We start from the raw sequence: 25,438 nt of genomic DNA, 5'->3' as shown, positions 1-25,438 counted from the left end.
TAAAAATTTTTAATTAATTCAAATACAATATTTAACATAATGAAAACAGCCTCATTAACAAAAGATCTTCAGTACAATGAAGAAAAAGTAGCAGTAAAAGTACTAATGGAAACAGAAACATCTAAGGAAATTAGAATCCTTTTTAGAAAAGGACAAGTGATGAAAGAACATAAAGCTGGATTTCCAATTACGGTAGCAATTCATCAAGGAAGTATCAATTTTGGAGTGAATGGTGAAAAAATGATCTTACAAGCTGGAGATTTAATTTCGCTAGATGCAAATGTACCTCATGATTTGCATGCTGAAGAGGATAGTATCGTGAGATTAACGTTATCCAAGTTAGATACAATCGATAGAGTTAAAAAGGTAATTGAATAAGTATTAAATTTTACATTGTAACGTTATACAATGATATTTTAAGAGAATTATTTTGAATCTGAATTAAATTTTAAGATTCAACAAATCCTAAAACTCAATTCTGTTACTTGATTTTTTATTCATTTTACTAACTTTGAGAAAACTAAAAAACTACTAATGAAATCAAAATCTATTTTCTACTTATTAATCTTTACACTACTCTCTCAAACTACTTTTGCACAAGCAACAGTAGATGATCCTGAAATAACAAAAATGGTATCCGAAGTAAAGTCGGAAAACCTCGAAGCTACAGTTCGCAAACTAGTTTCTTTTGGAACAAGACATACTTTAAGCGATACTAAAAGTAATACTCGCGGAATTGGAGCAGCTCAACGTTGGGTAAAATCTGAATTTGACAAATATGCTTTATCTTCTAATGGTAGACTAACTTCAAAAATTGATTTCTTCACTATTAAAGCCGATGGAAAACGTATTGCGGTCGATAGTGAATTAGGAAATGTAATGGCTACCTTAAAAGGAACCGATCCAAATGATGATCGCGTAATGATTATAAGCGGTCATTTAGATTCTCGTGCTTCTAATGTAATGGACGCAAAAATCGATGCTCCAGGAGCAAATGATGATGCATCAGGAGTCGCGGCGATGATGGAACTCACAAGAATCATGAGTAAAAGAGAATTTCCATTTAAACTAATTTTCGTTGCGGTAGTTGGTGAAGAACAGGGATTGTATGGCGCGAAACATTTAGCAGATGTTGCAAAAGAATCAAAATGGAATGTAGTTGCCATGATTAATAATGATATGATTGGTAATAGTTTATCCAGCGGTACATTATTTAGAGACAACATGCAAGTGCGTGTATTTAGTGAAGCTACTCCTTTTTTAGAAACAGAAGCAGAATCTAAAATGCGCAAATCGACTAATCGTGACAATGATAGCCCATCGAGACAACTAGCGAGATACATTAAAACTGTAACTAACCAATATATTGATCAATTAGATATTAAGTTAGTTTATCGAAATGATAGATTTTTACGAGGTGGAGATCACACTCCTTTTAGCCAAAATGGATTTACAGCAATTCGCTTTTGCGAAATGAATGAAAATTTTGATCACCAGCATCAAGATGTTAGAAAAGAAAACAATGTACAATTTGGCGATCTTCCAGAGTTTATGGATTTTGAATACCTTAAAAAAGTAACTACTTCGAATCTAGCAACTTTTAGTAATTTAGCTTGGTCACCAAAAGCACCTACAAACGTAGGAATAGAAGTTAAAGATTTGACTAATTTTTCGACTTTAGTTTGGAAAGCACCTGAAGGAAAAGAAGTTTATGGATACAACATACTTATAAGAGAGACTTCCGCACCTCATTGGGAAAAGACAATTTTTGTTAAAGATTTAAAAGCAGAAATTCCTTATTCTAAAGACAATTTCTTTTTCGCTGTACAAGCTGTAGATGCATTAGGACACTCAAGCCTACCTGTCTTCCCTGTGCCAGTTAGATAAATAATTAACTGATATCAACTTACAAGTGGCAATTTAATATCAAATCAAAAAAAAGCGTTCAAATAATTAAGTTGAACGCTTTTTACATTTAAAAAATTTATTATTTGTAGATACTTTCTTTTTTGAAATGTACGGTTAATAGATAGTATACTACCGCTCTATACTTGCTTTTATTCGAACGACCGTATTTATCCATAACAGCATCAATACCGGCATCTAAATCTGCACCGTCAGTTAATCCTAATTTTTTAATCAAAAAATTATTTTTCAGCGTTTCTAATTCCGCCTTTTGACTTCCAGCAACGATAGCGGCATCAGCGTTATAAATGGATGGTCCACAACCAATGGTTACTTTTGTCAACAAATCCATATCTGGATTAACACCGCACTTGTCTTTCAGATCTGCAGCATACTTAACAATTAATTCTTCTCTTGCGCTCATAATAATAGTGTAATAATGGGTTAGTGTTTAACTCAAATTTAATCAATTATTCCTAATAAGCAGACTATAATAATTGTTTATAACGAAAAACGTAGGATAATCTTTAACTTTCTAATTCTATAATTTTGTTCAACCCTGTAAACCAAATTATCTGAGTCCAAAGAAAACGATACGTTAGAAAAATAACAGAAATACACACTATCCAGTACAAAACTTCACTTTCATAACTAAATGCTGAAAACAAAAAATCCAACAACCAAAAAGCGCCAAAAGAAACTGGTAAAACAACAGCAAATATTCTAAAAATAAATGCAATAATTTGTAGGGTTTTTTGAATAATCATGATTGGCGATTTAGAAAGTTTCATAGAAAACTCGTTACGATAGATTCATATTTAATTAATTAAATATGATATCGAAGAATTTAAAGCTAAAATAAATCAAACATTTTGATTAATTATAAGTGTTTTGTGAACGCCTATTTTAAGTTGACAAACACCCCTTTCTAGCTAAAAAAAAATCCCTAAACTTGAAGCTAAACTTTTATTTTAATAGTTACGCAAGTTCCCTTAGTATCGTTATACTCTGTTTCAATAGGATTTTTTATCTCTTTCTGTAGGAGAATCAACCTCTCCTTTGTCAATTCAACGCCTTTAGATTTATGAAGTTTCACTTTATCAAAAGACGAATTGCCTTTACCATTATCGATAATTTTGCACTCTAGAATACTTTTAGACAACATCGAAAATGAAATAATAAGTTTAGGCTTTACTGAATTATCATTAAAAGCGTGGACAAATACATTTTCAACAAATGGCTGTAAAGTCATTGTTGGAATTTTGCACGACTCTAAATCTATTGCTGAATCGATTTCAAATTCTATAACTATATTATTTCCAAAACGAATATTTTCAATCTCACTGTAAGCTTTCAAATAATTGATTTCATCTGAAATACTAATTTTATTTTGCAATGAATTTTCAAATGTTTGTCGCATTAAAGTAGAAAGATTGCTAACAAAATCAAGTGAGCTGTCAACTTCATTACTAATTATAAAATGCTGAATTGTATTTATTGAATTAAACATAAAATGAGGGTTCATTTGGTTCAATAAGACATCAGCTTGCGTTTCAGCAATTCGCTTTTCTACCCGTGCCTTCTCTTTTTCTTTACGTTTATATAATAAGAAAATATAAAATATTCCTGCATTTAAAACGAAAAAAGATATAGTTAAAAACCACCATGTTAGCCAAAATGGTGGTAATACTTTTATGTTCAACAACTTGAAAACACTGTGCTTTCCCGCATTTGAATCAAAAACTTCGATTTGAACATTATAACTGCCAGGAGGTAGATACGATAAATAAATGTTTGGCTCCTTACTATATGGACTCCATCGATTTGTGTTTTCTAATCGATATTTGAATTGTAATTTTTCAGGAAATGGATGTCCTTTTGGAATAAAATTAATTGAAAAGGAATTGTAATTATAGGCTGTTTTCAATTCGTCGCTAGAGTACTGAAACCAATTATATTTGCCTTTACCAATTTTCACTCCATTAATTGCAATTTCGCTTATAGCGATGGAACTTACTGTAGTTTGCTCTCGTAAAACTTTTTTTAGGTCTACTACAAAATAGCCTTTATTTGTACCCAACCATAACTTATCGCTAAAAATCTTTGAGGTTGTTACGGCAGCATCAGCTAGTCCTTGCTCCTTATCTATTATTCTTACTATACCGTTTTGGTATACGTTCATCCCTTTTTCGGTTCCTATAAGTATACAGTCTTTGTACGCTTCTAAGTACAAAATGGTATTCCCAATTATTTGGTTTTTGAAAATAGTTTTAACGACTTTGAAAGATGGATTATCTTCAACGATAAATATATCACCAAATTCAGCACCGAGTATAAGTCGGCCTTTATCATCAACTGTAATGTGCTTAAACTTTTCTTCTTTCCAAATTCCTTCCGCTAAGTAAGATTTAAATTTACCATTTTCAAAAGTGTACAAGCCATTAAAAACAGATAATAAATATGTTTTGCTATTACTATTTAAAATTTTAACAATAAACTGAGGCGTATTTTTATCTAAATTATAATAATTTTTAGCTTGTAGTTTGGAAACATCATCATAAACTCGAACACCTGCGTAGGGAATGGTTTCAATAAATTGACCGTCAGTTCCAAAACCGAATTTCAAAGTATGCTTCGGTAAATAGGAAATAAAATTTCCACTTCCATCCATTTCGAATACACCTATATTACTTCCAATCCAAAGCCTGTCTTCTTTACGGACTATTTCGTAGAACCCAATTTCAGTGGCCGGAATATTAAAATTTAGTTTATAATCTAAAGAATTTACGCCTCTATTTCTATAGATAGATTTCTGCTTTTCTAAAAATGATAGTTGGGCAGTTTTAAAATCTGATAATGTAAGCCGTTTTGAAATTATCTGATTATTATTTAAAACAGTTAGTCCAGCATTGTCTAAAATTATGGTTTGATTCCCAATTTTTTCAAAATCTATAATTGACTTATCTTCAAAAGAATAATATTCAATCATTTTATCTAAACGTACTTCGTAAATACCTTTGTCGTTAGAACCAACATATAATATATCTTTAGCTTTATCGTAAACAACATTAAGAATGATTTTAGAATCAATTCCATAATATTTGGAAACATTGATCATTACGTCATTTTCAATACGGTACAATCCTCCATCTGGATTGTAAATTCCCCAGGCTGCAGCATATATATTTTTACGCTTATCACCTGCAAATTGCCAAACTATAGAGTTACCAAATTTAGTGGAAGTAAAGTTTCGCTTATTTAATTCTCGAATGTCATATCTATCAATAAAACCCTCATTTCCACTATATAATATAGAGCCAAAAATTCCTAAAGAATAAGAGTTTTTATTTGCATTAACAGAAATTATTTTAAAAGCACCATCAACTTCTTTAATTTTAAATAAGCCATGAAAAAGTGACGTAAAAAAAACTTCATCCCTGTATTCGAAAAAAGAAATACAGATAAAATCCTCATTATGCTTTGGTATTTCAGGCGTTATAACTTTATTTGAATTGATGTCAATTATTGAAACGCCTTGCTCTGTTCCAACGTATACATTATTTTTAAAGGGAAACAATTTACGAGTTTTGTTGTGCTTGAGTCCATTTTTAGTAGTGAATACTTTAAAACTAGTTCCATTATATTTAGTTACTCCGCCACCGTAACTGGCAAACCACATATTCCCTTTTTTATCTTGAGAAATGTCCCAGCAACTATTATGGCCTAAACCTGACGACGCATCAATATTGTAAAAAGAGCCATTTTCCATTCTTGAAACTCCGTTTTCTGTTCCAACCCAAAGAACGTTCTTTGAATCGAAAAATAAAGTTCTGACAGCATTGTTAGGTAAACCATCTGCTGTGGTGTAATTTTTAGATGGAAAATATTGAGCAAAGCCGAAGTTTACAAATAGAAATAAAGCAACTAAAATTCTAATTCGTAATTGCATCTATTAATTTCTTTTTGGTAAAAAAAGTGTCGGAGACTGGTATAATTGATCCATTAATCATCTCAAGATTATACTCCTCTGATTTAAATCCTTTAATGTAGTTTCGATTAACTAAATAACTTTTATGTATTCTAATAAACTGTGGTTCAATTAGTAGCTCAGAAATATCTTTTAAACTTTTTGTAATTAAATATTCCTTTTCAATTGTAATAATATTGGTATATGAACCATCTGATTTACAGTAGACAATGCTATTAGCTTGTATCACTTCAAAACCATTTTTCACGGGAAAAACAATTCTTTGCTTATCACTAAACTGATTATTAATATTTTCAGTAAGTAGTTTGAATCTATCGATGCTTATTTTTAATTCTTTTTTTGACTCGTAACGCGTTATCGCAACTTCGAAATCTTCCTTATTAATAGGTTTAACAAGATAATCTAATGCGCTATTTCTAATTGCTTTAATAGCAAATTCTTTGTGCGCCGTCGTAAATATAATTTCAAAATTTATTTTGTCGAAATACTTTATAAGCTCAAATCCATCTTCGTCAGGCATGGTTACATCTAAGAAAATTAAATCAGGCTGATTTTTTTTTATGGATCGAACAGCGCTCTCAACAGAATTACACTCGTCAATTACTTCGATTCGCTCACCAAAATAACGTTCGCAAAATTTTCGTAAAAAACTACGCGCGTGCATTTCGTCATCAATTATAATTACTCTTATTTTCATGCTGAAAATTGTTTTACTATGCTAGAATACTAAAATAGTATATTATTCTCTTCAGCAACATAATTTCTTATGAAAAGGCATTAAAACGCTATGAAAGCACAAATCTGACTTATGAAAGTATTATTTATTAGAAAAATTACAAAACATTAAAAACTACCACTAAACTAACTCCTTAAAATATTGCAATAAGATCTTATCATTTTCTAATGTAGGAGTAAAAACTTCCAAGATTGAAGGTTTATCACTTTGATTATAGAAAGCACTCAAACTTGCACTTAAGCTTTTTTCGTCGCTAGCAACAGTATACTCGAAACCATACATTTTAGCTAAATGCTCAGCAGTGAAACAATGAGAAGTTTCAAAGAAAGTATTAAAAACTGCAGATTCTTCGTGACCCGGTAAAATCCTAAAAATTCCTCCACCGCCATTGTTCACTAAAATAATCTTAAAGTTTTTTGGAATATATTGATTCCACAATGCATTGCTATCATATAGAAAGCTAATATCTCCTGTAATAAAAACCGTTTGCTTTTTATTGGCAACAGCCGCACCAATAGCAGTCGAAGTACTTCCGTCAATTCCGCTTGTTCCACGATTACAATACACTTCAATAGATGGATCGATATCAATTAATTGTGCGTACCTAATGGCTGAGCTATTACTAATTTGTAATTGACAGTGCTTTGGTAAATTTTTTATTACTTTCTCAAATACTACAAAATCTGAAAATGGAAGTTTTCTTAAATAAATTTCATGCTTTTCTTCACGTAAAATTTTAACTGCATTAGTTTTCTCAAAATAGTCGCCTTTAACAACTCTAACTAAAGGCATAAAAGATTCAAAAAAACTATTTGGATTAACTTCAAAATGCTTTGTTAGTGATCCAAAAGTATCGTAAGCTCGCAAGGTGTCTATATGCCAATGATGTTTCGGTTTATATTTTCGAAGAAACGCTTTTATACGTTTTGAAACGATCATACCACCAAAAGTCACAAGAATATCTGGACAAAAGTCTTCATATTCTTTAGTAGTGAAAGGTGTAATTATAGTATCAATATTATTTATAAAAGTAGAATGATGAAGGTTTGATGTTGTTTCCGTCATTACCACAACCGATTCGTCTTCTCCTAAAGCAGCTAAAGTAGTGTCATTTATTGCGTAAGGTTCATTGACACCTACTAAAATCATTTTTCTAGTCGATGAATTCCAAATTTCTGCATATTCAGATAGATCTTCAATAATTGGAACTGGAATAAATGTTGCAAATCCATTTACTAAAACTTCAACAGAAAGTTCAGATGTCGTTTCGTATAACGGTTCTTCAAAAGGTGCATTGATATGTACAGGACCTTTTTCGTTTAATGATGTATCGATAGCCCGGTTGATTTTAGCATCGTTCTCTTTCGAAACATCCTCATCTAGATTAGCGTTATACAATGAATGATTTTCAAAAACATTTTCTTGACGAATGGTTTGACCGTCACCAATATCAATCTTACTTTGAGGACGATCTGCAGAAATAACAATAAGAGGAATTTGACTGTAAAATGCTTCTGCAAAAGCAGGATAATAATTTAATAATGCAGATCCAGAAGTGCATACTAATGCGACCGCTTGCTTCGTTTGCTGTGCGATACCTAAACCAAAAAATGCTGCTGAACGCTCATCAGCTATACTATAGCACTGAAATGCAGGGTTGTTCACGAAACCTATTGTTAAAGGTGCGTTTCTAGAACCGGGTGAAATTATAATTGTAGTGATTCCTTTCGCTAAACATATTTCGATAATACTCTGCGCCAAAGGAATTTTTGGATAAATCATGAATTCAAATTTTAAAGAGGTAAAGATACAAAGTTGGCATGCTTATTCCTTATTCTAGATTAGTTTTCTTATTTTTGAGAATCATTTCAAATAACCGTTAATATTGATTAATATGCGTTTTTTCTATACGTTTCTAATATGTTTTATTTTCCAATTTAGTTATTCGAATATCAATAACGCACCAGTTGATATAAGTTATGAGCAAGCGCTACTTCTAGGCAAAAAAGAAAACAAGCCTATTTTCATTATGCTTTATGCTAATTGGTGTCCGCATTGTAATACAATGAAATCAACTGTATTAAAGGAACCGAAAATTGTAGATTTCTTGTCAAAAAACTATATCTATCTTTGGAAAGATATTGAGACTGAAGAAGGTTTGAAAATAAAAGACAAATATAAAACTCAAGGCTTGCCTACTTTCTTATTTTTAGATGCTAACGAAACTGTTTTGTATAGCGTAAAAGGTAAAATGACATCAGATGTATTTATGCATGAGGTGAATAATGCCTTAAATCCTAATTTACAATTACCCTATTTAAAATCGCAATTTTTAAAAGACCCAAGTAATGCGACTGCTTGTTTAAATTATATTCAAACATTAAGAAAAGGTGTTGAAAGAACGGAATTAGCGAAAGCAACGCACTTATATCTCGCAACACAAACAGACAAACAATTACTAAGTGAAACGAATTGGCGTATTATTGCCAACGGAGTTTCTGATATAACATCGCGGGAATTCCAATATGTATTAAAAAACAGAATGGAATTTGAAAAACTTATTTCAGTAAAGCGCGTAGATGCAAAGATTACAAATATTGTTTCAGAATTGTTACAACCGTACACTTTAAGTTTAGACACTACAGCCTATTTCAAAAACAGGTTAATTGCAAAAACAATAACGTTAGAAAATATACAATCCTTAATTTTTTCTTATGATCTATTAATTGCAGAACGAACCTCCAATTGGGATTTTTACAAAAAAGCAACTTTAGAAGGAACAAAAAAGTACGTATGGGATTCAGATAATAAACTGAAAGAAATAGGGCAAATTTATTATAAAGAAATAAGTGAACTTTCAGCTTTGCAAAGTGCAATTTTATGGGTGAAAAGAGCACTCAAAATCAATAATTCTGCAGATGGGAATTTACTAATAGCGCGTTTGTATTCGAAAATAAATGATAAGAAGTCAGCACAATTCTACGCTAAAAATGCCCAAACTATTACTAAGGAAATGAGTTGGGACAGCAGCGAATCTGATACGTTTTTAAAGGAATTAAATACTAAATAAAAAATATGTCTGTTAAAATTAGACCATACACTCTAAATGATACCCAAGCGATTTTAGAAATTATTAACTACAACATTTTAAACTCTACTGCAATATACGATTACACCATTAGAACATTCGAGCAGCAAAAATTAATTTTAGAGGATAAAATTGCAAAAGGATTCCCCGTTATTGTAGCAGAGATTGACGGGATTGTCGCAGGCTTTGGCATGTATAGTGAATTTCGTTTTCGAGAAGCTTATAAATTTACAGTGGAGCATTCTGTTTATGTAAATCAAGAAAATCACGGTCAAGGCATTGGGAAATTCTTGCTTAAAGAACTAATTACTCTTGCCAAAGAGCAAAAACTTCATACGATGATTGCTGTTATAGATGAAGAAAATCAAAGTAGTATTGAATTTCATGAAAAATTCGGATTTAAAACTGTTGGCATAATTAAAGAATCAGGATATAAATTTGATCGCTGGTTACATTCCGTTTTTATGCAATTGATTTTAGAATAGATAAGTTAAGAATTGAAGTAAAATGAAAATTTAAATATATTACACTATAAAAATTTTCATTTTATCACTTGATACTTTACCGTATATTTGCATAACTAAAAATTTCATGGACTACACCTTACTTTCATCGCCTTTACAGGGATTTACCGACTTTCGTTTCAGAAATGCACAGAATAAACTTTTTGGAGGAATCGATACTTTTTATTCGCCATACATTCGATTGAATGGCAAAATGGTTATTAAACCTTCTTACCATCGCGATCTTCTTCCTGAGAATAATCTTGATTTAGAAGTAATACCACAAGTTATTACAAATGATGCTAATGAGTTTTTATTTGTTGCTAAATATGTTCGTGAATTAGGCTATAAAGAATTAAATTGGAATTTGGGTTGTCCGTATCCTATGGTGACCAAATCTGGAATGGGTTCTGGTATGATCAGTAATCCTGAAAAAATAAATCATGTATTAGAAAGAGCTCATACAGAATCTGATATTATTGTATCTATGAAGATGCGTTTAGGATACGAGAACAGCGAAGAGATATTAGAGGCATTACCAGTACTAGATAAATACCCAATTAAAAATATTGCTATACATGCACGCATAGGTAAACAGCTCTATAAAGGCGGCGTAAACCTTGATGCTTTTCAGCATTGTATTGATAATACAAAACACAAGTTATATTATAATGGCGATATTACTTCCGTAGCTAAGTTTCATGAGATGCAGCAGCGTTTTCCTACTATTGATCACTGGATGATAGGAAGAGGTTTAATTTCTGATCCATTTTTACCAAGCATGATTAAGAATAACACTACTGAATATCCTGAAAATAAAATTGAATTATTCAATGCATTTCACGACACTCTTTATGCTATTTACAGTGAATCTTTATCTGGTTCTACTCATATTCTATTAAAAATGTATCATTTGTGGGAGTACTTTTCTGCGACATTCTCAAACCCGCACAAGGTTTTAAAGAAAATTAAAAAAGCACAAAGCATCCGAAACTACGAAGCAGCCGTTGCTGAAATTTTTAGAAACGAAAAGTTTTAAGTTACAAAAGACCTATAAATAAAAAAGCGATTTTCAGTTTCCCTGAAAATCGCTTTTTTGTTTAGAGCAAATGTAATTATGCTTTAATCCAATCCATTACTTCTGGTGAAGTAACTAAAGTTTTTGGAGAAATAACTTTTTCTAACTCTCCATTTTCATTGATTAAATATTTTTGAAAGTTCCACTCTACAGTAGAATCTTGTAAACCGTTTTTAGATTTTTGAGTCAAAAACTGATAAATAGCAGCCATGTCATCACCTTTCACAGAAATTTTATCCATCATTGGAAAAGAAACTCCGTAGTTTTGCTCGCAAAAAACAGCAATTTCTTCATTACTTCCCGGTTCTTGTGAAGCAAAGTTATTTGCTGGAAAACCTACAATTACAAAACCTTTATCTTTATATTCTTTATATGTAGCTTCAAGATCTTTGTACTGTGGAGTCAAACCGCATTTTGAAGCAGTATTTACAATCATTACTTTTTTACCTTTTAGAGAAGCAAAATCAAAAGTATCTCCCGATAAATCTTCCACTTTAAATTGATAAATATTTTCTTTTGCTACGGTTGCTGTTGCACTCATATTTGTTTTTGTTTTTTTTGACTGAGCCTGATTTTGGCAGCTAAACATAAATAAAGCGCAAGTTGCAATTAATACTAGATTTTTCATATTCAAATTTTTTATAAAATTAAACAATTATTTGTCTCAACAAAACTTATTTTAGTTAAACAGTCGTTAAAAAAAGAAGCCTGATATTTTGCAATATCAGACTCCCAAACAAATAAACAACAAATCTTAAAAAAACAAACTTAAAAAGTATAAGTAATTTTTCCTTTCATGAAGAATGGCGTTCCTGGAGTAAAGTGAATTTCCTCCACGCTATTCGGTTCGTTTTGTAATCTTGACTCAGTAGCAAACTGAGTTTCATTCCACTCTGTATTAAATATATTTTCTACAGCGACACCAAAATTGATGTTTTTGTATTGGTAATTAACGTTTAAATCAGAAATGAAATATCCTTTTGCAACAATTGAATTATCCTCATTAGCAGGACGATTCTTTAAATATCTGTATCTAATTCCACCTGAAAATCCATTTATTTTCTGGAAACTTAATCCTCCCGTTGTTGTAAAATCAGGAGATAAGGGAATATAATTTTCTCCTTTTGGCTCATCAATACTTCTTGCATACGTGTAATTAGCATCAGCATCAAAATACAACCAGTCATTTAACTGATAACGAAGTCCTAACTCTGCTCCCATACGTTTTGATTTTCCGCTTGGTTCAACAATACCAGCATCACCTACATAAACAAACTCTTGTTCTAAATATAAATACCATAAAGCAGAGTTAACGATTAATCGTGGAAACGGTTTCCAAATTGTTCCAATATCTGTTCCAATGGCAGTAGGTAAAATCTCTTTACCATTATTTTCAACAACTACTCTAGCATCGTTTGAATGAAATCCAATTCCAGACTTTACAAAAAACTGTAAATTATTATTCTCTGAATAAATGAAATTTAATTTTGGAGAAAATTTAACTTTCGATTCTGATTCGTTAGTGTAATTAACGTTTAACTTATCTTGGTAATTGAATTTAAAATAGTCTAATCGAATGGCTGGATTAATCATTAGTTTTCCAAAATTGAATTCTGAATTAACGTATGAAAACATATTCGACTCGTCAATATCTCCTAATTTAATATTTTCAAGAACAGTTTTTCTATTTAAAGTATGTGAAAGCTCTGAATCTGTTGTGGCATCTGACCGGAAGCCTACACCATATTGTAATAAAACATTTACGTCATTCCATTTGGTTTTTCTATTCAATTCTGCATTCAAACCGTAGATATCTCGGTACTCTTTCTGTTTGATTTGATCACCATTAATAGGATCTTCTAAGAAAAATGTAAAATTAGAATACAATTCAAATTGGTAATTAGAGTAAAAAGCATTTGCTTTAAAAAATGTATTTTCATCAATAGGCTTGCTCCAACTCACATTAAAATTTGTTCTAGAAGTTTTACCACCTTCTGTATCATCAACTGATCCAAATCTTGAAATTGTCCCGTTGTCAATAAGACGTTGCGGAATTTGACCTGATGCATCCCATTTACTATTGAAGCGAGACCCCATTACAGAAAGTTTGCTGTTATCACTTAAAATAGTTGAATACTTACCTAATAAATTGATTCTATTAAAATTTTGTGGCGAGTCAAACGGACCGTCTGTCAATATGTATTCAGTCGCTATATAAGCACTCTGATTTTTCTGATTTCCTAAAAGATTAAATAAACCAACTGTACGAAAAGTATTGAATTGACCAACTTCTACACCAATACTACTTTTTTCAATTTTATCTTTAGTTTGAAAAGCAACGTAACCTGCTGTTGCAAAATCACCTTTGTTCGCGTAATACGTTCCTTTACCAAAATCTATTTTCTCTACCGTTTCTGGAATTACAAAATGTAGATCAGCATATCCTTGACCATGTGCGTGCGAAACCATATTAACTGGCATTCCATCTACAGAAATTGCAATGTCTGTCCCGTGATCAATATCAAAACCTCTCAAAAATATTTGTTCTGCTTTTCCTCCTCCAGCATGTTGACCAATAAACAAACCTGGAACTTTTCTTAAAATTTCTTGCGAAGAATTTACAGGTGTAGTTTGCAAATCAATTTTAGAAATAACATTCATTGCTGAAAGCTTAGGTTGAATAACAATTTCATTTAGTCTAAAAATATCATCTTCCATAACAATGATATTATCTGAAGCCATCATTGTGAAATTTGATTTTTTATATCCTAAAGCGGTAACTTTAATAATATTCCCTTCAACGGTTTTATCTAAGCTAAATGCTCCAAATTCATTTGTATGTGCGTGACTCTCTGAATTAGTGTTCACTAAATATGCATTTTCGACTGGATTTCCATCACTGTCTAATACTTTACCCTTTTGAATTTGGCTATAAGCCGAAAAACCCAAAAGCGTCATAATTATTAAAATAAGATACTTCATGATACTACTACAATTGATTTACTTTGTTTTCAAAATTAGGTCCCAGTTCATACAAACTGCCACTTAATTCTTGTTTAATTGGTGCTATTTTTGCGGCTAAATTATTTGATTTGTAAATCATTGCCAAATGATATTGAACCTTTGGCTCAAATGATTTCCCAACTAAATGACGCTGAGCAATCTCTAGCGCTTTTTTAGGTTCACCTACATTTAAATAAGACCATGCAAGTAAATCATAAGAGTCAGCAGTAGGGCGGTGATCGACTTCAATCTTAGCAATATCAAGCGCTTTTTGAGCAGTATTTTTGTCATCTGCGTAAATCAGTGTATTATACTTATTATACATTGCACCATAATTATTTTGTTCCATCATAGAAAAATAAGCATTACGATTTTTCAATTCCTCTTGTTTATTTCCTTCAAATTGAGCAATTTGAGATTTCAATAAATAGAAATCTGGAGTATTATGATTTGCAGCGATTGCATCAATAATTCGGTTTGCTTCCTTAGTATTTCTTTCTTTCGAAAATACAATCCAAGCAATTCCCTTTAATGCATAAGTAAAATTAGGATCTAGTTCTAAAGTTTTTAAGTAAGAATTATAAGAATCTTCAATTCTACCAGCGTGACCGTAAAAATCACCTAAATTAGAATAGGACCATATTTTTAAAGACTTATTGTCATATTTTTCAGCGATATCTTTCGCTTTTTCCATAAATGTGATTGCAGTTTCTAAATCTCCCCTATGATCATTCCATTTCGCTAGGCGAATTAAATAATCAAAATCCTGATGATCTTTAATCGAATTTAAATTTTTAACTGCTTCAGGATAATTACCTAGTTCCATTTGAACATCAAACAAAAGTTTTTCAGTTTCTTTTCTCCCCTCACCTATTGCAAGTGCTTTGTTAGCAAGAACTAAAGCTTCTTTAAAACGGTGCTGAGAAATATAATTTCGAGCTAAAGAACGGATCGTAGAAACTCTAGAATAGTTATATTCTTCATTTGCTTGAAGTAGTAATTCTTCTGATTTATATAAATTTTTTATATTCCCAGTATATTCGAATAAAACACCATAATTTGAAGCGAGTTGACCTAGATAGCTCGGCTGGTTAGGAGCAGCATCATATTTTTTTTGCCAAAAATCAATTTCATTATTTGCAAATGTGACTGATTTATTATCTTTTATATTTAGGTATTTATTATAATCTTCTGTAGTGGTAATCTGTTCTGATTTTTTCTCGCAACCGAATATAAATAGGATTGTGAAAACCAAAAATGGAATTATTTTTAAAGTTTTCATACTCTAATTGTTTTGTTTGTTTGTTTGTTTGTTTGTTTTTGTTTGAAAAAAAACAGAGCGTAAATTAAAAAAACGCTCTGTTCCTCTCTATAAATATTACCAAGCAGTTGCTAAGTAAGGGAAAGCTGCTGCAAAAGGTTTATCGTTTGCGTTTACATTATCTTTAGTAAGACCTGGATTTGAAGTTCCTGCTGATCCACCGAAAATTAGCAATAATTCTACGTCAATTACATCATCCGCTAAAGCTCTACCTGTTAAAACATTAGTTCCATCAAAGAATGTAGTTTTCTTTGTTTTGTCTACGTTTAAAACGTCAGTCGCTAAAAGACCTGATAATTGTGACGCATTCTGACCTAATGCATTAGTTGTGAAAGCCGGATTTAAAGCCATCAATCTCGCTTGAAAGATTGGTTGATATTTAGCTCCCATTGCTGAAGGAATCGCAGCATTAAAATCATCTTTAGGTTGACCTGCTGCTACAAATACTGTGTTAATCGCTGGTCTAGCTGTTTGATCTTGTTGAACAAAAGTTCCTGAAAAATCAGGGTTTGTCATCGAGCTTCCGTTAGAATCGCTATCGTCGCAATTCACAGATACAACTGCAGCTACTAGCGCGATTGTAATAATTTTGAATTTATTTGTTTTACTCATGATATTTGAATTTAATTTGTTTCGAAATCTCTAAAAGCAGATTTCATGTTTTTACTTTTTTAATAAAATACTTTATTGTTTTTTCTTAGTTTCAGACCAAACATTAATAGTGCTTGAAGATCCTAACATTGTTTTTGGAACTTCAACAACAACTGCCATTACGTTAGTTCCTGCAAAAGTATCAACACCTGGATTGTTGAAACCTGTAGCTGTTCCTCCAAGAATTTTTTGGAATTGACCTAAATCGAAGAAAAATGGATCATCTCTAGGACCAGCAAAAAATTTCATACCATTTTGTTCTGCAGTGATTGCAGTACTACCATAAGATGAAATCGCTACACTTCCTGCAGCTGCATTTGTTTTAATTGTACTTTTTGTTCCAGGCGTTCCAGGAGCAACGGGTCCAAAGAAGTACATTTTGTCATTTTTTCTAATCGCTTGGATTACCAAATCTTCAACATTGTCACCATTGTTGTCAATGTTAATCTCAATCATCATGTTTTCGTCAAATTTTGCAGCTCCTGTTGCATTAGGACTTAGCAATCCTTGCGTAGTTACAGCAAATACCATATTACTAGTATTTTGACCTTGAAATGCAAACATATCAGCAATGTCTGCAGAATTACCTGTTACTGCTGGAGCATCTATGTGATCCGCTGCAACTAAAACTAAGCCTGAAATCGCCACCAGCGATAGACCTAAAATCATTTTTGTTTTGTTCATTTTGTTAATTTTTAAAAGATTATAAAGTCATTTACGCAGAAGTAGTCGATATGGTTTTAAAAAACTTAAAAAAAAACCAAATTATTTTTTAAATATCTATAAATCAATTACTTAAATAGTTAAATAAAATACAAAAAATTTTAAACTATAATTATTGTAGTAGTGATTGTTACATATTTCAGTATTGTTATTAAGAATGTATTAAGTTTGCATTAGTAAAATTAAAGTATATGAGTCAGGATGAACTATTGGTATTAATTTACAAAAAAGATGAGCGAGCGTTTACACATTTATATGATATGTATTCTAAGAGTCTATTTTCTGTTATTAATGTTCTTGTAAAGAATAGAGAGGAAGCAGAAGATGTTCTTCAGGAAGTATTTGTAAAGATTTGGAAAAATATAGATTCTTATCACGAAAGTAAAGGACGTTTCTATACGTGGATCCTAAACATAGCAAGAAATACCTCCATAGATAAGTTGCGTTCAAAAAACTTTAACAACAGTCAAAAAAACCTTTCCTCAGATAATTTCGTAAATCACTTTGAAGACAGTTCGAAACTAGTCGACAAAGTGGATACAATAGGACTACAGGAATTTGTAAAAAGACTGAAACCAAAATGTATTCAAATAATAGATTTACTGTTTTTTAAAGGCTACACTCAACAAGAAGCTTCGGACGAGTTAGAAATTCCTTTAGGAACAGTAAAAACGCAAAATAGGAATTGTATTAACGATCTACGAAATTATTTGAAAGTATAATGGAAACAAAAGAATATATTGAATCAGGTGTCTTGGAACTCTATGTTTACGGTTTACTAAGTGAAACTGAAAGCGAAGAAGTTGCTATTATGGCAAAAAATAACCCAGAAATTAACACAGAGATTATAGCAATTGAAAAGGCAATTGTTGCTTTATCAGCTAGCTTCTCACCGTTTCATTCTGTGGCCAATTATGAAAAAATTAAAGAAAAATTAGAGCTGAAGCATAGCCCAAAAGTTATTGAATTAGAACCAACAAGCAACTGGTCTCAATACATAGGTTGGGCGGCTGCAGTTTTATTGTTAGTTGGAATTGGTTATCAATATAATGAGATGCAAGTAACGTCTAATCAAGTAGCGAGTGCAACTAATGATAAAGCTAAATTAGAAAAAGATCTAAAAATGCTCGAAATTAAAAATGCAGCAAGCGAAACAAGTTTAGCGGTTGTTAGAGATACTAAGAATACTGTTGTCGCTCTTGGCGGACAAGCAGTTTCTCCAGAGTCAACAGCAAAAGTATATTGGAATCAAGATACAAAAGTAGTTTACATTGATGCCGCTGGTTTACCAGAACCTCCAGAGGGAATGGTTTACCAAATTTGGGCTCTGAAATTAAGTCCTTTAACTCCAACAAGTATTGGGTTACTAGAGAACTTTAATTCAAATGACCAAAAATTATTTGCAGTTAATAATGCTGATCAAGCGGAAGCTTTTGGAATTACATTAGAGCCTGCGGGTGGGAGTTTAACTCCTACAATGGAAAAACTTTATGCTTTAGGAAAAGTCTAAATTATCTTTTAGTTAAAGAGAAAAAGGTTCAACTTCATAGTTGGACCTTTTTTTATGGAATAGTAATTCTACAACTTTTATCTGACTTGCCGTATTCATTTCTCAAAATGAGCAAGTTTGTCAAGCTGAAATTGTCTCGACGTTAATATTGATAAACCTTTAAATACCTAAAGCATTACAATTAGACAAGCTAATCGTCTTTGTTATTAATGCAGACAGATTTAAGTTTTCGTTCAATTAATAACATGAATTTTTTAAACTAATTTATCAGTATTTACTTGGTCAAGCTGGCAACGTTTCAAGTAGTACATGCACTAATGATTAAACATATGCAGCGAGACAATTGGAGTAGCTGACTTTTGATAAATACTTAAAGCTGCACCAGGATTTTAACAATTACTACTATTCAAAATTTCATCTAACAAAAAAAGGTCCAACCGTGAAGTTGAACCTTTTCTTATTAAAACTATAACTGCTTATTTCTTATAGAACTTTTTATACTTAGGATATGATAAAGCTCCTATAACGGTAATGGCTCCTAAAGAATACCAAATCCAATTAAGTGAATGTGCTTCTCCACTTGCGTAAGAGTGTAATCCAACTAAGTGGAAATTTACACCGTAATAAGTGAACAAAATAGATACGAAAGCAAACATGCTCATCAGGTTAAAGATCCATTTACCTCGTAATGCAGGAACAAACCTCATGTGTATTACAAAAGCATACACCATGATACTAATCAATGCCCAAGTCTCTTTTGGATCCCATCCCCAGTAACGTCCCCAACTTTCGTTGGCCCATTGTCCTCCTAAAAAGTTTCCTATTGTTAACATTATTAAACCAATAGTAAGCGCAAGTTCATTGATATAAGTAATCTCTTGAATATTTAAATCCATTTTAGCTTTGTTTTTCTCATTCGTAAAGAAAATTAAAAGCAATGAAACAAATCCTAAAATCATTCCTAATGCAAATGGACCATAACTAGCTACAATAACTGCAACGTGTATCATTAACCAATATGAGTTAAGTACAGGTTGTAAATTAGCGATTTCAGGGTCAATCCAGTTCATGTATGCTGCAGCTAAAATCATTGCCGTAACAAATGCTGAAGACGCTACAGTAAGCTTCGATTTAATATCGAATGCTAAACCAAAAAACATAGTTGCCCATGCAACATATATAATGGATTCATATGCATTACTCCATGGCGCGTGTCCTGAAATATACCATCTCGCTATTAATCCTCCGGTGTGCAAAATAAATAATACAAGCACTACAATATGCATGAAATTAACTAAATAATTTAATGCTTTTCTTTCTTTAAATATCTTTAGAATAGTAAAAAACAGCATCAATATTGCAGCAAAAACATACCAATAAGGTAATTTTTGGAATACATCATACTTATTATACAAAACCTCTGAAGTAATTTTTTCTTCGCTGGGCCTTACTTTACTTCCAAAACGCTTTTGGAAACCATTGATACTTTCTAATAATTCATCAGCGGTTTTGTAATCATTAGAATTAGCTGCGTTAGCTAATGATCCAAAATACAATGGCAACACGTTTTTAGTATACGTTGCTTCCATTCCTTTTAATCCAGCCTCATTCAGCTCTAAAAACGAAACCCACTTGTTATTTTTATCTTCTGGAATTGGGAAAATCTTTAGGATTCTACCACTTAAAGCAGACTCCATTAAATTTACCTTTTTATCCGTTTCAATAAAATCTTTCTCAAATTGATTTGGATTCGCTGATTTGAATGCTTCTTCCAGATATTTAGAAAGTTTATAATTTCCTTTATCATCAAAAAATGATACAAATGGAGCAAATTCTGCATTTTTGTCAATTCCAATAATCTTTCGAATACTGTCATTTCCACTTTTGATATAAATAATCGGAATCTCTATCCAATAACTAGCATATTGTGTCATCGACATGAAAACTTGATCAGAGTTCATTCCCTTGTAGCTATTAGCATGGCTAACTTTTCTCAGTAATTCAGATGAAAAAGTATTAATAGGTTTCATTCGACCGCCTCCATCTTGAATTACAAGACGACCAAACTTTTCAGCATGCGCTTCTGGAACTTTAAATTTTGCAATTAAAGCTTGAAGCTCATCTTGACTTAATGTTTTCTTCGAATGATTTTCATGTGTTGTTGGTGCAGCTTCTGCAGGTGCTGTGGCTGCTTCAGTATGTGCATGTCCTTCATGGTCGGCATGATCATGCGCAGGTTCTTGAGCAAAGCCGCTAAAACATAACAATAACATTAAGAGTGTTAAAAGTTTAGCCTTTTTTATTTTAACAACATCTAGTTTTCTTTTGATATCTGTAAATCGAGAATGCTTCGTAAACATAATAGCCATCATTGCAAAATACAATAAAAAGTAACCGATATAAGTCAAAGCTGTTCCCCAAAAATCATGATTTACAGATAAAATTGTTCCTTTTTCATCTGGATCAAAGCCCGACTGGAAGAAACGATATCCCTTGTGATCTAATACATTATTCATATAAATGTGAGCGTCAAATGGTTTTTCATCTTCGACAGTAACTTTACTTTCAAAAGAAGAGTAACTTTTTTCTGTTCCCGGATATTTCTGCGCAATAAAATCATTCAATTTTACCTTAAATGGCAAAATGTAAGCTTTACTTCCGTAGAAAAAAGTATAATCAATGTTCCCTATTTTTACCGTTTTAGAGTCTCCTATTTTACCTTTCGAACCAACTAACGTTACTATTTTTTCTTGACCTTCAGCCATTAACTTCACTGTTAAAGCGTCTTCATGAGTTTTAGCTTTGTAATCATTATCTGATTCATAATCCATAATACCTTTCACGGCTTCGTCCGGAAAAACAAAACGCATCTCGCCGATGGTGTATAAAGATCGCATCATTAACGGCTGTACATTGTCCTTTGTAACTGTTCCTTCTAGCTTGTCAGCCATTCGCATAAAGTTACCTTCAAAAGGAGTTTGAATCGTGTATGCACTTCCTGTGGTTGTAATATTTATCGCTCCATCAGTTGGTTTATTCAGTGCAAACAAAACATTATGTATATTTTGCACTTCACCTTCTTTTAGAAAATGTTCATGACGTCCACCGTCGCCGGCTTCTACAATTTTCAAATATAAAATACCTTTTGCGTCAGGCTTGATATATTCCTTTGCACCCATAATAAAGTTCTCATACTCTACTTCAAACTTAGTATCTGCAAAATTTTCAGACATACTAAAATTATTGTTTGTAGCTGGAGAAAGCAAAACTTGCTTTTCAAAAACTCTACGCTTCATTTCGCCTTTATACTCTCCATCTGCAAAAACAGTGAGGAAAGTTTTATCAGAATAAATTTGGTTTTCCGAAGCACCTTCACGTATCGGCATCATTCCCTCATAGCTAATATAACGGGTTACGGCAGCACCCAAAATTATAAAGATGAAAGATAAATGGAGTATTAAAGTTGCCCACTTTTCTTTCTTCAATAATTGGTATCGTTTGATATTACCAATAAAATTGATAACAAAAAACACATGAATAGCTTCAAACCACCATGCATTGTAAATTAAAATTTTCGCGGTATCTGTATTGTATTTACTTTCGATAAAAGTTCCAGTAGCCATCGCAACGGCATAGGATATAAATAAAAAAGCCATTAATCGTGTAGAAAACAAAAAAGAAAATATTTTTTTATCCATTTTTATGGGATTACGTTTTTTAAATTGCCACAAAAGTACTCAAAATTGTTGACTTCCATATTCTGACATTTGTTAATTTAAACCAAAATTAAGACTTCCATAAATAACTGTCGTTCCATAATTTTAGTACCATTCACGAATTTTAAATAGAGTAATTTTCAATTAAAAATCTATCATTTTTTTTGCTAATTTTGCCACATGGTCAAAATCATTATTATCGGTTCTGGAAATGTTGCACAGCATCTCATTTTCGCTTTCGAACAAGAAAGGAAAAAAGGCGGAACGATCGAACTAATTCAAGCTTTTACTCGAAAAAGAGAAACGCTTGTACATTTACTCGATTTTGATCGAATCGCTACTGAATTTAGTGATTTAGTAGAAGCCGATTTGTACATCGTTGCTGTTTCTGATGATGCAATATCTGAGGTGGTCTCACAACTTCCCTTTAAAAATAGATTAGTAGTTCACACCTCCGGAAGTGTTCCGCTGACTGCTTTGAATGAAGAAAATCGAAAAGGAGTTTTTTATCCATTGCAAACTTTTACTAAAAACAAATTAGTCGATTTCAGCAGCATTCCTATTTGTTTAGAAAGCGAAAACGCAACTGATTTCCAACTTTTAGACAAAGTTGCCAAATCAATTTCAAATTCTGTTTTTGCAATTAATACCGAGCAGCGAAAAGCATTGCATGTCGCAGCCGTTTTTGTCAATAATTTTACAAACCACCTTTATCAGATAGGAAATGAAATTTGCGATGAAAACCATGTGCCATTTGATATATTAAAACCTTTAATTGCCGAAACAGCTAACAAAATCATGATGCTTTCACCTATAGACGCGCAAACAGGCCCTGCTAAGCGCAATGATAAAGTAACTATTGATGCGCATGAGCAATTTATTTCGAATGAAAACCAACTTACTATCTACAAAATACTAACACAATCAATACAAGAAAATGGCAAAAAGTTATAAAGAAATAATGAACGACATCACAACCTTTATTTTTGATGTCGATGGTGTATTAACCGATAGTTCTGTTTTTGTAACCAATGAAGGTAACATTTTAAGAACAATGAATATTCGCGATGGTTATGCTATGAAAGCAGCTGTAGAAAGTGGTTACAATGTTTGCATTATCTCTGGCGGAAGCAACGAAGGCGTTCGCGTACGATTAAGAAATCTTGGCATAACAGATATCCATTTGGGCACCCCAGATAAAGTGGAAACCTTTGATGAGTATACTGATGTTTACAATATTAAACCAGAGCAAGTACTTTATATGGGTGATGATATTCCAGATTACCATGTGATGAAATTAGTTGGTTTACCAACTTGCCCGCAAGATGCAAGTCCAGAAATAAAGAATATTTCCAAGTATATTTCACATAAAAATGGTGGAAAAGGAGCCGCAAGAGATGTTATTGAGCAAGTTATGAAAGCGCAAGGAAAATGGATGGCTCATTTTAATGGAAAACACGATTAATTAAAGAGCAGTGTTTTGTGATTATTTTCTAATTTATTGGTCAGTGGTCAGTTTTAAACAAAGTGGTCAGTGATCAAATTGTATTGATAACTTGAAGAATAGTACTATTAACATTAATGCTTTAGAACTAAGAAGTTAAGTACTCAAATTCTGAAAACTAATCATTGAACACTGAAAACTAACCACTGAAGACTGAAGACTGACCACTGAAGACTGACCACTGAAGACTGACCACTGAACACTACTAAATGAAATTCCTAAAACTAATTCGATATCAAAACTTATTAATGCTTGCTTTTATGCAGCTTGTTTTTAGATATGGATTTTTTAAAATGCAGAACATTCAGTTAGCATTATCTGATTTACAGTATGGTCTAATGGTTTTGTCTACCGTTTTGATAGCCGCGGGTGGTTATGTTATTAATAACATATATGATCAAGAAACAGATAACTATAATAAACCGCAAGATGTTATCGTTGGAAAATCAATTTCAGAAACCACAGCATATAATATTTATATCGTCGTTACTGTAATTGGAGTCAGCATAGGCTTTTATTTATCAAATGTTATTGAAAAACCAGGCTTTTCCGCTATTTTTATATTAATCGCTGCTACATTATATTTGTACGCGACAAGTTTAAAGCAAATGATGCTAATCGGAAATATAGTTGTGGCTCTTTTACTTTCATTTAGCATAATTATCATAGGAATATTTGATTTATATCCTGCAACGATTGCTTCCAATCAACAAGAGATGAGATTGTATTTTTCAATTCTACTTGACTATGCAATTTTTGCTTTTATCATTAATTTAAATAGGGAAATAGTTAAAGATATCGAGGATATAGATGGAGATTGCAATCAGTCAATGAACACATTAGCAGTTGCGATAGGAAAGTCAAAAACTGTAAAACTAGTTTTCATCCTGAGTTTCATCCCTCTAATAACTTTTATTTATTACCTTAATAGATATTTATTAGACTTAGTTTTTCTAAGTATCTATCTGTTACTTTTTGTTTGTGGTCCACTACTTTACTTTACAATTAAAATTATCAGCGCAAAATCTAAAAAAGATTTTCATTCACTCAGTACAGTTTTAAAATACATGCTTTTTTTCGGAATTTTGTCTGTCGTAGCCATTACTTTAAATATGAAATACAATGCTTAAAAATAAATTAAAGAAATACCGTTTAATTCTTGCTTCGGGCTCACCGCGTCGCCAACAATTTTTTACAGATTTAGATTTGGATTTTGAAATCCGATTGAAAGAAATTGAAGAAATTTATCCGTTAGAACTCCAGGCAGAAGAAATAACAAACTTTTTAGCAGAATTAAAATCGAGCGCTTTTGAAGGAGAACTAAAAGATGGCGAAATTTTAGTTACTAGCGACACTATTGTTTGGCATAACAATAAAGCTTTAGGTAAACCCAAAGATAAAAAAGATGCTTACGAAATTTTAAAATCACTATCTAATAGCACGCACGAAGTTATTACTTCAGTATGTTTCAAAACAAATCAAAAAATTGATTTACTTCATGAAGTCACAAAAGTGACTTTTAACGAACTGAACGATGAAGCTATTTACTATTACCTAGAAAATTTTAAGCCGTACGATAAGGCAGGATCTTATGGAATTCAGGAGTGGATTGGTTTTATAGGCGTTTCAAAAATAGAAGGTTCCTATGCTAACGTTATGGGAATGCCAACTGATAAAGTGTACGATTATTTATCTAAATTAACATAATATGG

At 31.9% G+C, this 25,438-nt stretch carries 22 protein-coding genes; 11 read left to right on the top strand and 11 right to left on the bottom strand.

The features are described from left to right. Nucleotides 1-39: 39 nt before the first annotated feature. Together RCH19_RS09285 and RCH19_RS09280 are read left to right on the top strand one after the other, a co-directional pair. Complete coding sequence (locus tag RCH19_RS09285; protein WP_343022988.1) at nt 40-378, top strand: cupin domain-containing protein; 339 nt, start codon at nt 40-42, stop codon at nt 376-378. Nucleotides 379-534: 156 nt separating this feature from the next. Next, a complete protein-coding gene (locus tag RCH19_RS09280) occupies nt 535-1,887 on the top strand; it encodes a M28 family metallopeptidase (protein ID WP_343022987.1) in 1,353 nt (450 codons plus the stop codon). 100 nt (nt 1,888-1,987) lie between these two features. On the opposite strand, the gene RCH19_RS09275 is transcribed toward RCH19_RS09280, so the two are convergent. The 5 genes from RCH19_RS09275 to menD form a co-directional block, all read right to left on the bottom strand. Then, nucleotides 1,988-2,329 (bottom strand): DUF2853 family protein, encoded by a 342-nt coding sequence (locus RCH19_RS09275; RefSeq protein ID WP_343022986.1) that lies wholly within the window; start codon nt 2,327-2,329, stop codon nt 1,988-1,990. 103 nt (nt 2,330-2,432) lie between these two features. After that, nucleotides 2,433-2,672 carry a hypothetical protein gene (locus RCH19_RS09270; RefSeq protein WP_343022985.1) on the bottom strand — a complete coding sequence of 80 codons (240 nt, stop codon included), beginning with the start codon at nt 2,670-2,672 and terminating at the stop codon, nt 2,433-2,435. Between the two features lie 191 nt (nt 2,673-2,863). Then, nucleotides 2,864-5,854, bottom strand: coding sequence for a histidine kinase (locus RCH19_RS09265; RefSeq protein WP_343022984.1), 2,991 nt, complete (start codon nt 5,852-5,854; stop codon nt 2,864-2,866). After that, entirely contained in the window at nt 5,838-6,590 is a 753-nt protein-coding gene (locus tag RCH19_RS09260) for a LytTR family DNA-binding domain-containing protein (RefSeq protein WP_343022983.1), read from the bottom strand. Before RCH19_RS09260 ends, RCH19_RS09265 begins: the two co-directional genes overlap by 17 nt. Nucleotides 6,591-6,749: 159 nt before the next feature. Then, nucleotides 6,750-8,411 carry a 2-succinyl-5-enolpyruvyl-6-hydroxy-3-cyclohexene-1-carboxylic-acid synthase gene (gene menD / locus RCH19_RS09255; protein ID WP_343022982.1) on the bottom strand — a complete coding sequence of 554 codons (1,662 nt, stop codon included), beginning with the start codon at nt 8,409-8,411 and terminating at the stop codon, nt 6,750-6,752. A gap of 112 nt (nt 8,412-8,523) precedes the next feature. Here menD and RCH19_RS09250 point away from each other — a divergent pair, with 112 nt between their 5' ends. The 3 genes from RCH19_RS09250 (at nt 8,524) to RCH19_RS09240 (ending at nt 11,259) form a co-directional block, all read left to right on the top strand. Further along, nucleotides 8,524-9,699 (top strand): thioredoxin family protein, encoded by a 1,176-nt coding sequence (locus tag RCH19_RS09250; protein WP_343022981.1) that lies wholly within the window; start codon nt 8,524-8,526, stop codon nt 9,697-9,699. A 5-nt stretch (nt 9,700-9,704) separates the two neighbouring features. Then, nucleotides 9,705-10,202, top strand: coding sequence for an N-acetyltransferase family protein (locus tag RCH19_RS09245; protein ID WP_343022980.1), 498 nt, complete (start codon nt 9,705-9,707; stop codon nt 10,200-10,202). Between the two features lie 106 nt (nt 10,203-10,308). Then, nucleotides 10,309-11,259, top strand: a complete 951-nt coding sequence (locus RCH19_RS09240) for a tRNA-dihydrouridine synthase family protein (RefSeq protein WP_343022979.1) — start codon at nt 10,309-10,311, stop codon at nt 11,257-11,259. A gap of 76 nt (nt 11,260-11,335) precedes the next feature. Here RCH19_RS09240 and RCH19_RS09235 read toward each other — a convergent pair whose 3' ends face one another. The 5 genes from RCH19_RS09235 to RCH19_RS09215 all read right to left on the bottom strand — a co-directional run bounded on the left by RCH19_RS09235 (nt 11,336) and on the right by RCH19_RS09215 (nt 16,957). Then, complete coding sequence (locus RCH19_RS09235; RefSeq protein WP_343022978.1) at nt 11,336-11,926, bottom strand: glutathione peroxidase; 591 nt, start codon at nt 11,924-11,926, stop codon at nt 11,336-11,338. 140 nt (nt 11,927-12,066) lie between these two features. Further along, nucleotides 12,067-14,280 carry a TonB-dependent receptor gene (locus RCH19_RS09230; RefSeq protein ID WP_343022977.1) on the bottom strand — a complete coding sequence of 738 codons (2,214 nt, stop codon included), beginning with the start codon at nt 14,278-14,280 and terminating at the stop codon, nt 12,067-12,069. Nucleotides 14,281-14,287: 7 nt separating this feature from the next. Next, a complete protein-coding gene (locus tag RCH19_RS09225; protein ID WP_343022976.1) occupies nt 14,288-15,583 on the bottom strand; it encodes a hypothetical protein in 1,296 nt (431 codons plus the stop codon). 96 nt (nt 15,584-15,679) lie between these two features. After that, entirely contained in the window at nt 15,680-16,234 is a 555-nt protein-coding gene (locus RCH19_RS09220; protein WP_343022975.1) for a DUF4331 family protein, read from the bottom strand. 72 nt (nt 16,235-16,306) lie between these two features. Then, entirely contained in the window at nt 16,307-16,957 is a 651-nt protein-coding gene (locus tag RCH19_RS09215; protein WP_121926410.1) for a DUF4331 family protein, read from the bottom strand. Between the two features lie 230 nt (nt 16,958-17,187). On the opposite strand from RCH19_RS09215, the gene RCH19_RS09210 reads away from it, so the two are divergent. Then, entirely contained in the window at nt 17,188-17,718 is a 531-nt protein-coding gene (locus RCH19_RS09210; protein ID WP_121926411.1) for an RNA polymerase sigma factor, read from the top strand. Continuing rightward, a complete protein-coding gene (locus RCH19_RS09205; protein WP_343022974.1) occupies nt 17,718-18,506 on the top strand; it encodes an anti-sigma factor in 789 nt (262 codons plus the stop codon). Before RCH19_RS09210 ends, RCH19_RS09205 begins: the two co-directional genes overlap by 1 nt. A 476-nt stretch (nt 18,507-18,982) precedes the next feature. Here the strand turns inward: RCH19_RS09205 and ccsA are convergent, their stop codons facing one another. Continuing rightward, nucleotides 18,983-22,204 (bottom strand): cytochrome c biogenesis protein CcsA, encoded by a 3,222-nt coding sequence (gene ccsA / locus RCH19_RS09200; RefSeq protein WP_343022973.1) that lies wholly within the window; start codon nt 22,202-22,204, stop codon nt 18,983-18,985. A 198-nt stretch (nt 22,205-22,402) separates the two neighbouring features. On the opposite strand from ccsA, the gene RCH19_RS09195 reads away from it, so the two are divergent. The 4 genes from RCH19_RS09195 to RCH19_RS09180 all read left to right on the top strand — a co-directional run bounded on the left by RCH19_RS09195 (nt 22,403) and on the right by RCH19_RS09180 (nt 25,433). Further along, nucleotides 22,403-23,176: a Rossmann-like and DUF2520 domain-containing protein gene (locus RCH19_RS09195; RefSeq protein WP_343022972.1), complete on the top strand. Its 774-nt coding sequence runs from the start codon at nt 22,403-22,405 to the stop codon at nt 23,174-23,176. Further along, a complete protein-coding gene (locus RCH19_RS09190) occupies nt 23,160-23,687 on the top strand; it encodes an HAD-IIIA family hydrolase (protein WP_343022971.1) in 528 nt (175 codons plus the stop codon). Before RCH19_RS09195 ends, RCH19_RS09190 begins: the two co-directional genes overlap by 17 nt. A 248-nt stretch (nt 23,688-23,935) precedes the next feature. Beyond that, on the top strand, nt 23,936-24,856 hold the full coding sequence (locus tag RCH19_RS09185) for a geranylgeranylglycerol-phosphate geranylgeranyltransferase (protein WP_343022970.1): 921 nt from the start codon (nt 23,936-23,938) through the stop codon (nt 24,854-24,856). Continuing rightward, nucleotides 24,849-25,433, top strand: a complete 585-nt coding sequence (locus RCH19_RS09180) for a Maf-like protein (protein ID WP_343022969.1) — start codon at nt 24,849-24,851, stop codon at nt 25,431-25,433. The genes RCH19_RS09185 and RCH19_RS09180 overlap by 8 nt, the downstream gene beginning before the upstream one ends. The last annotated feature ends 5 nt before the right edge of the window (nt 25,434-25,438 follow it).

Source organism: Flavobacterium sp. PL12, assembly GCF_039123485.1.
GTDB classification, from domain to species: domain Bacteria; phylum Bacteroidota; class Bacteroidia; order Flavobacteriales; family Flavobacteriaceae; genus Flavobacterium; species Flavobacterium weaverense.
Note: the sequence above shows the minus strand (reverse complement) of the source record. Positions and strands in the feature narration are given on the sequence as shown.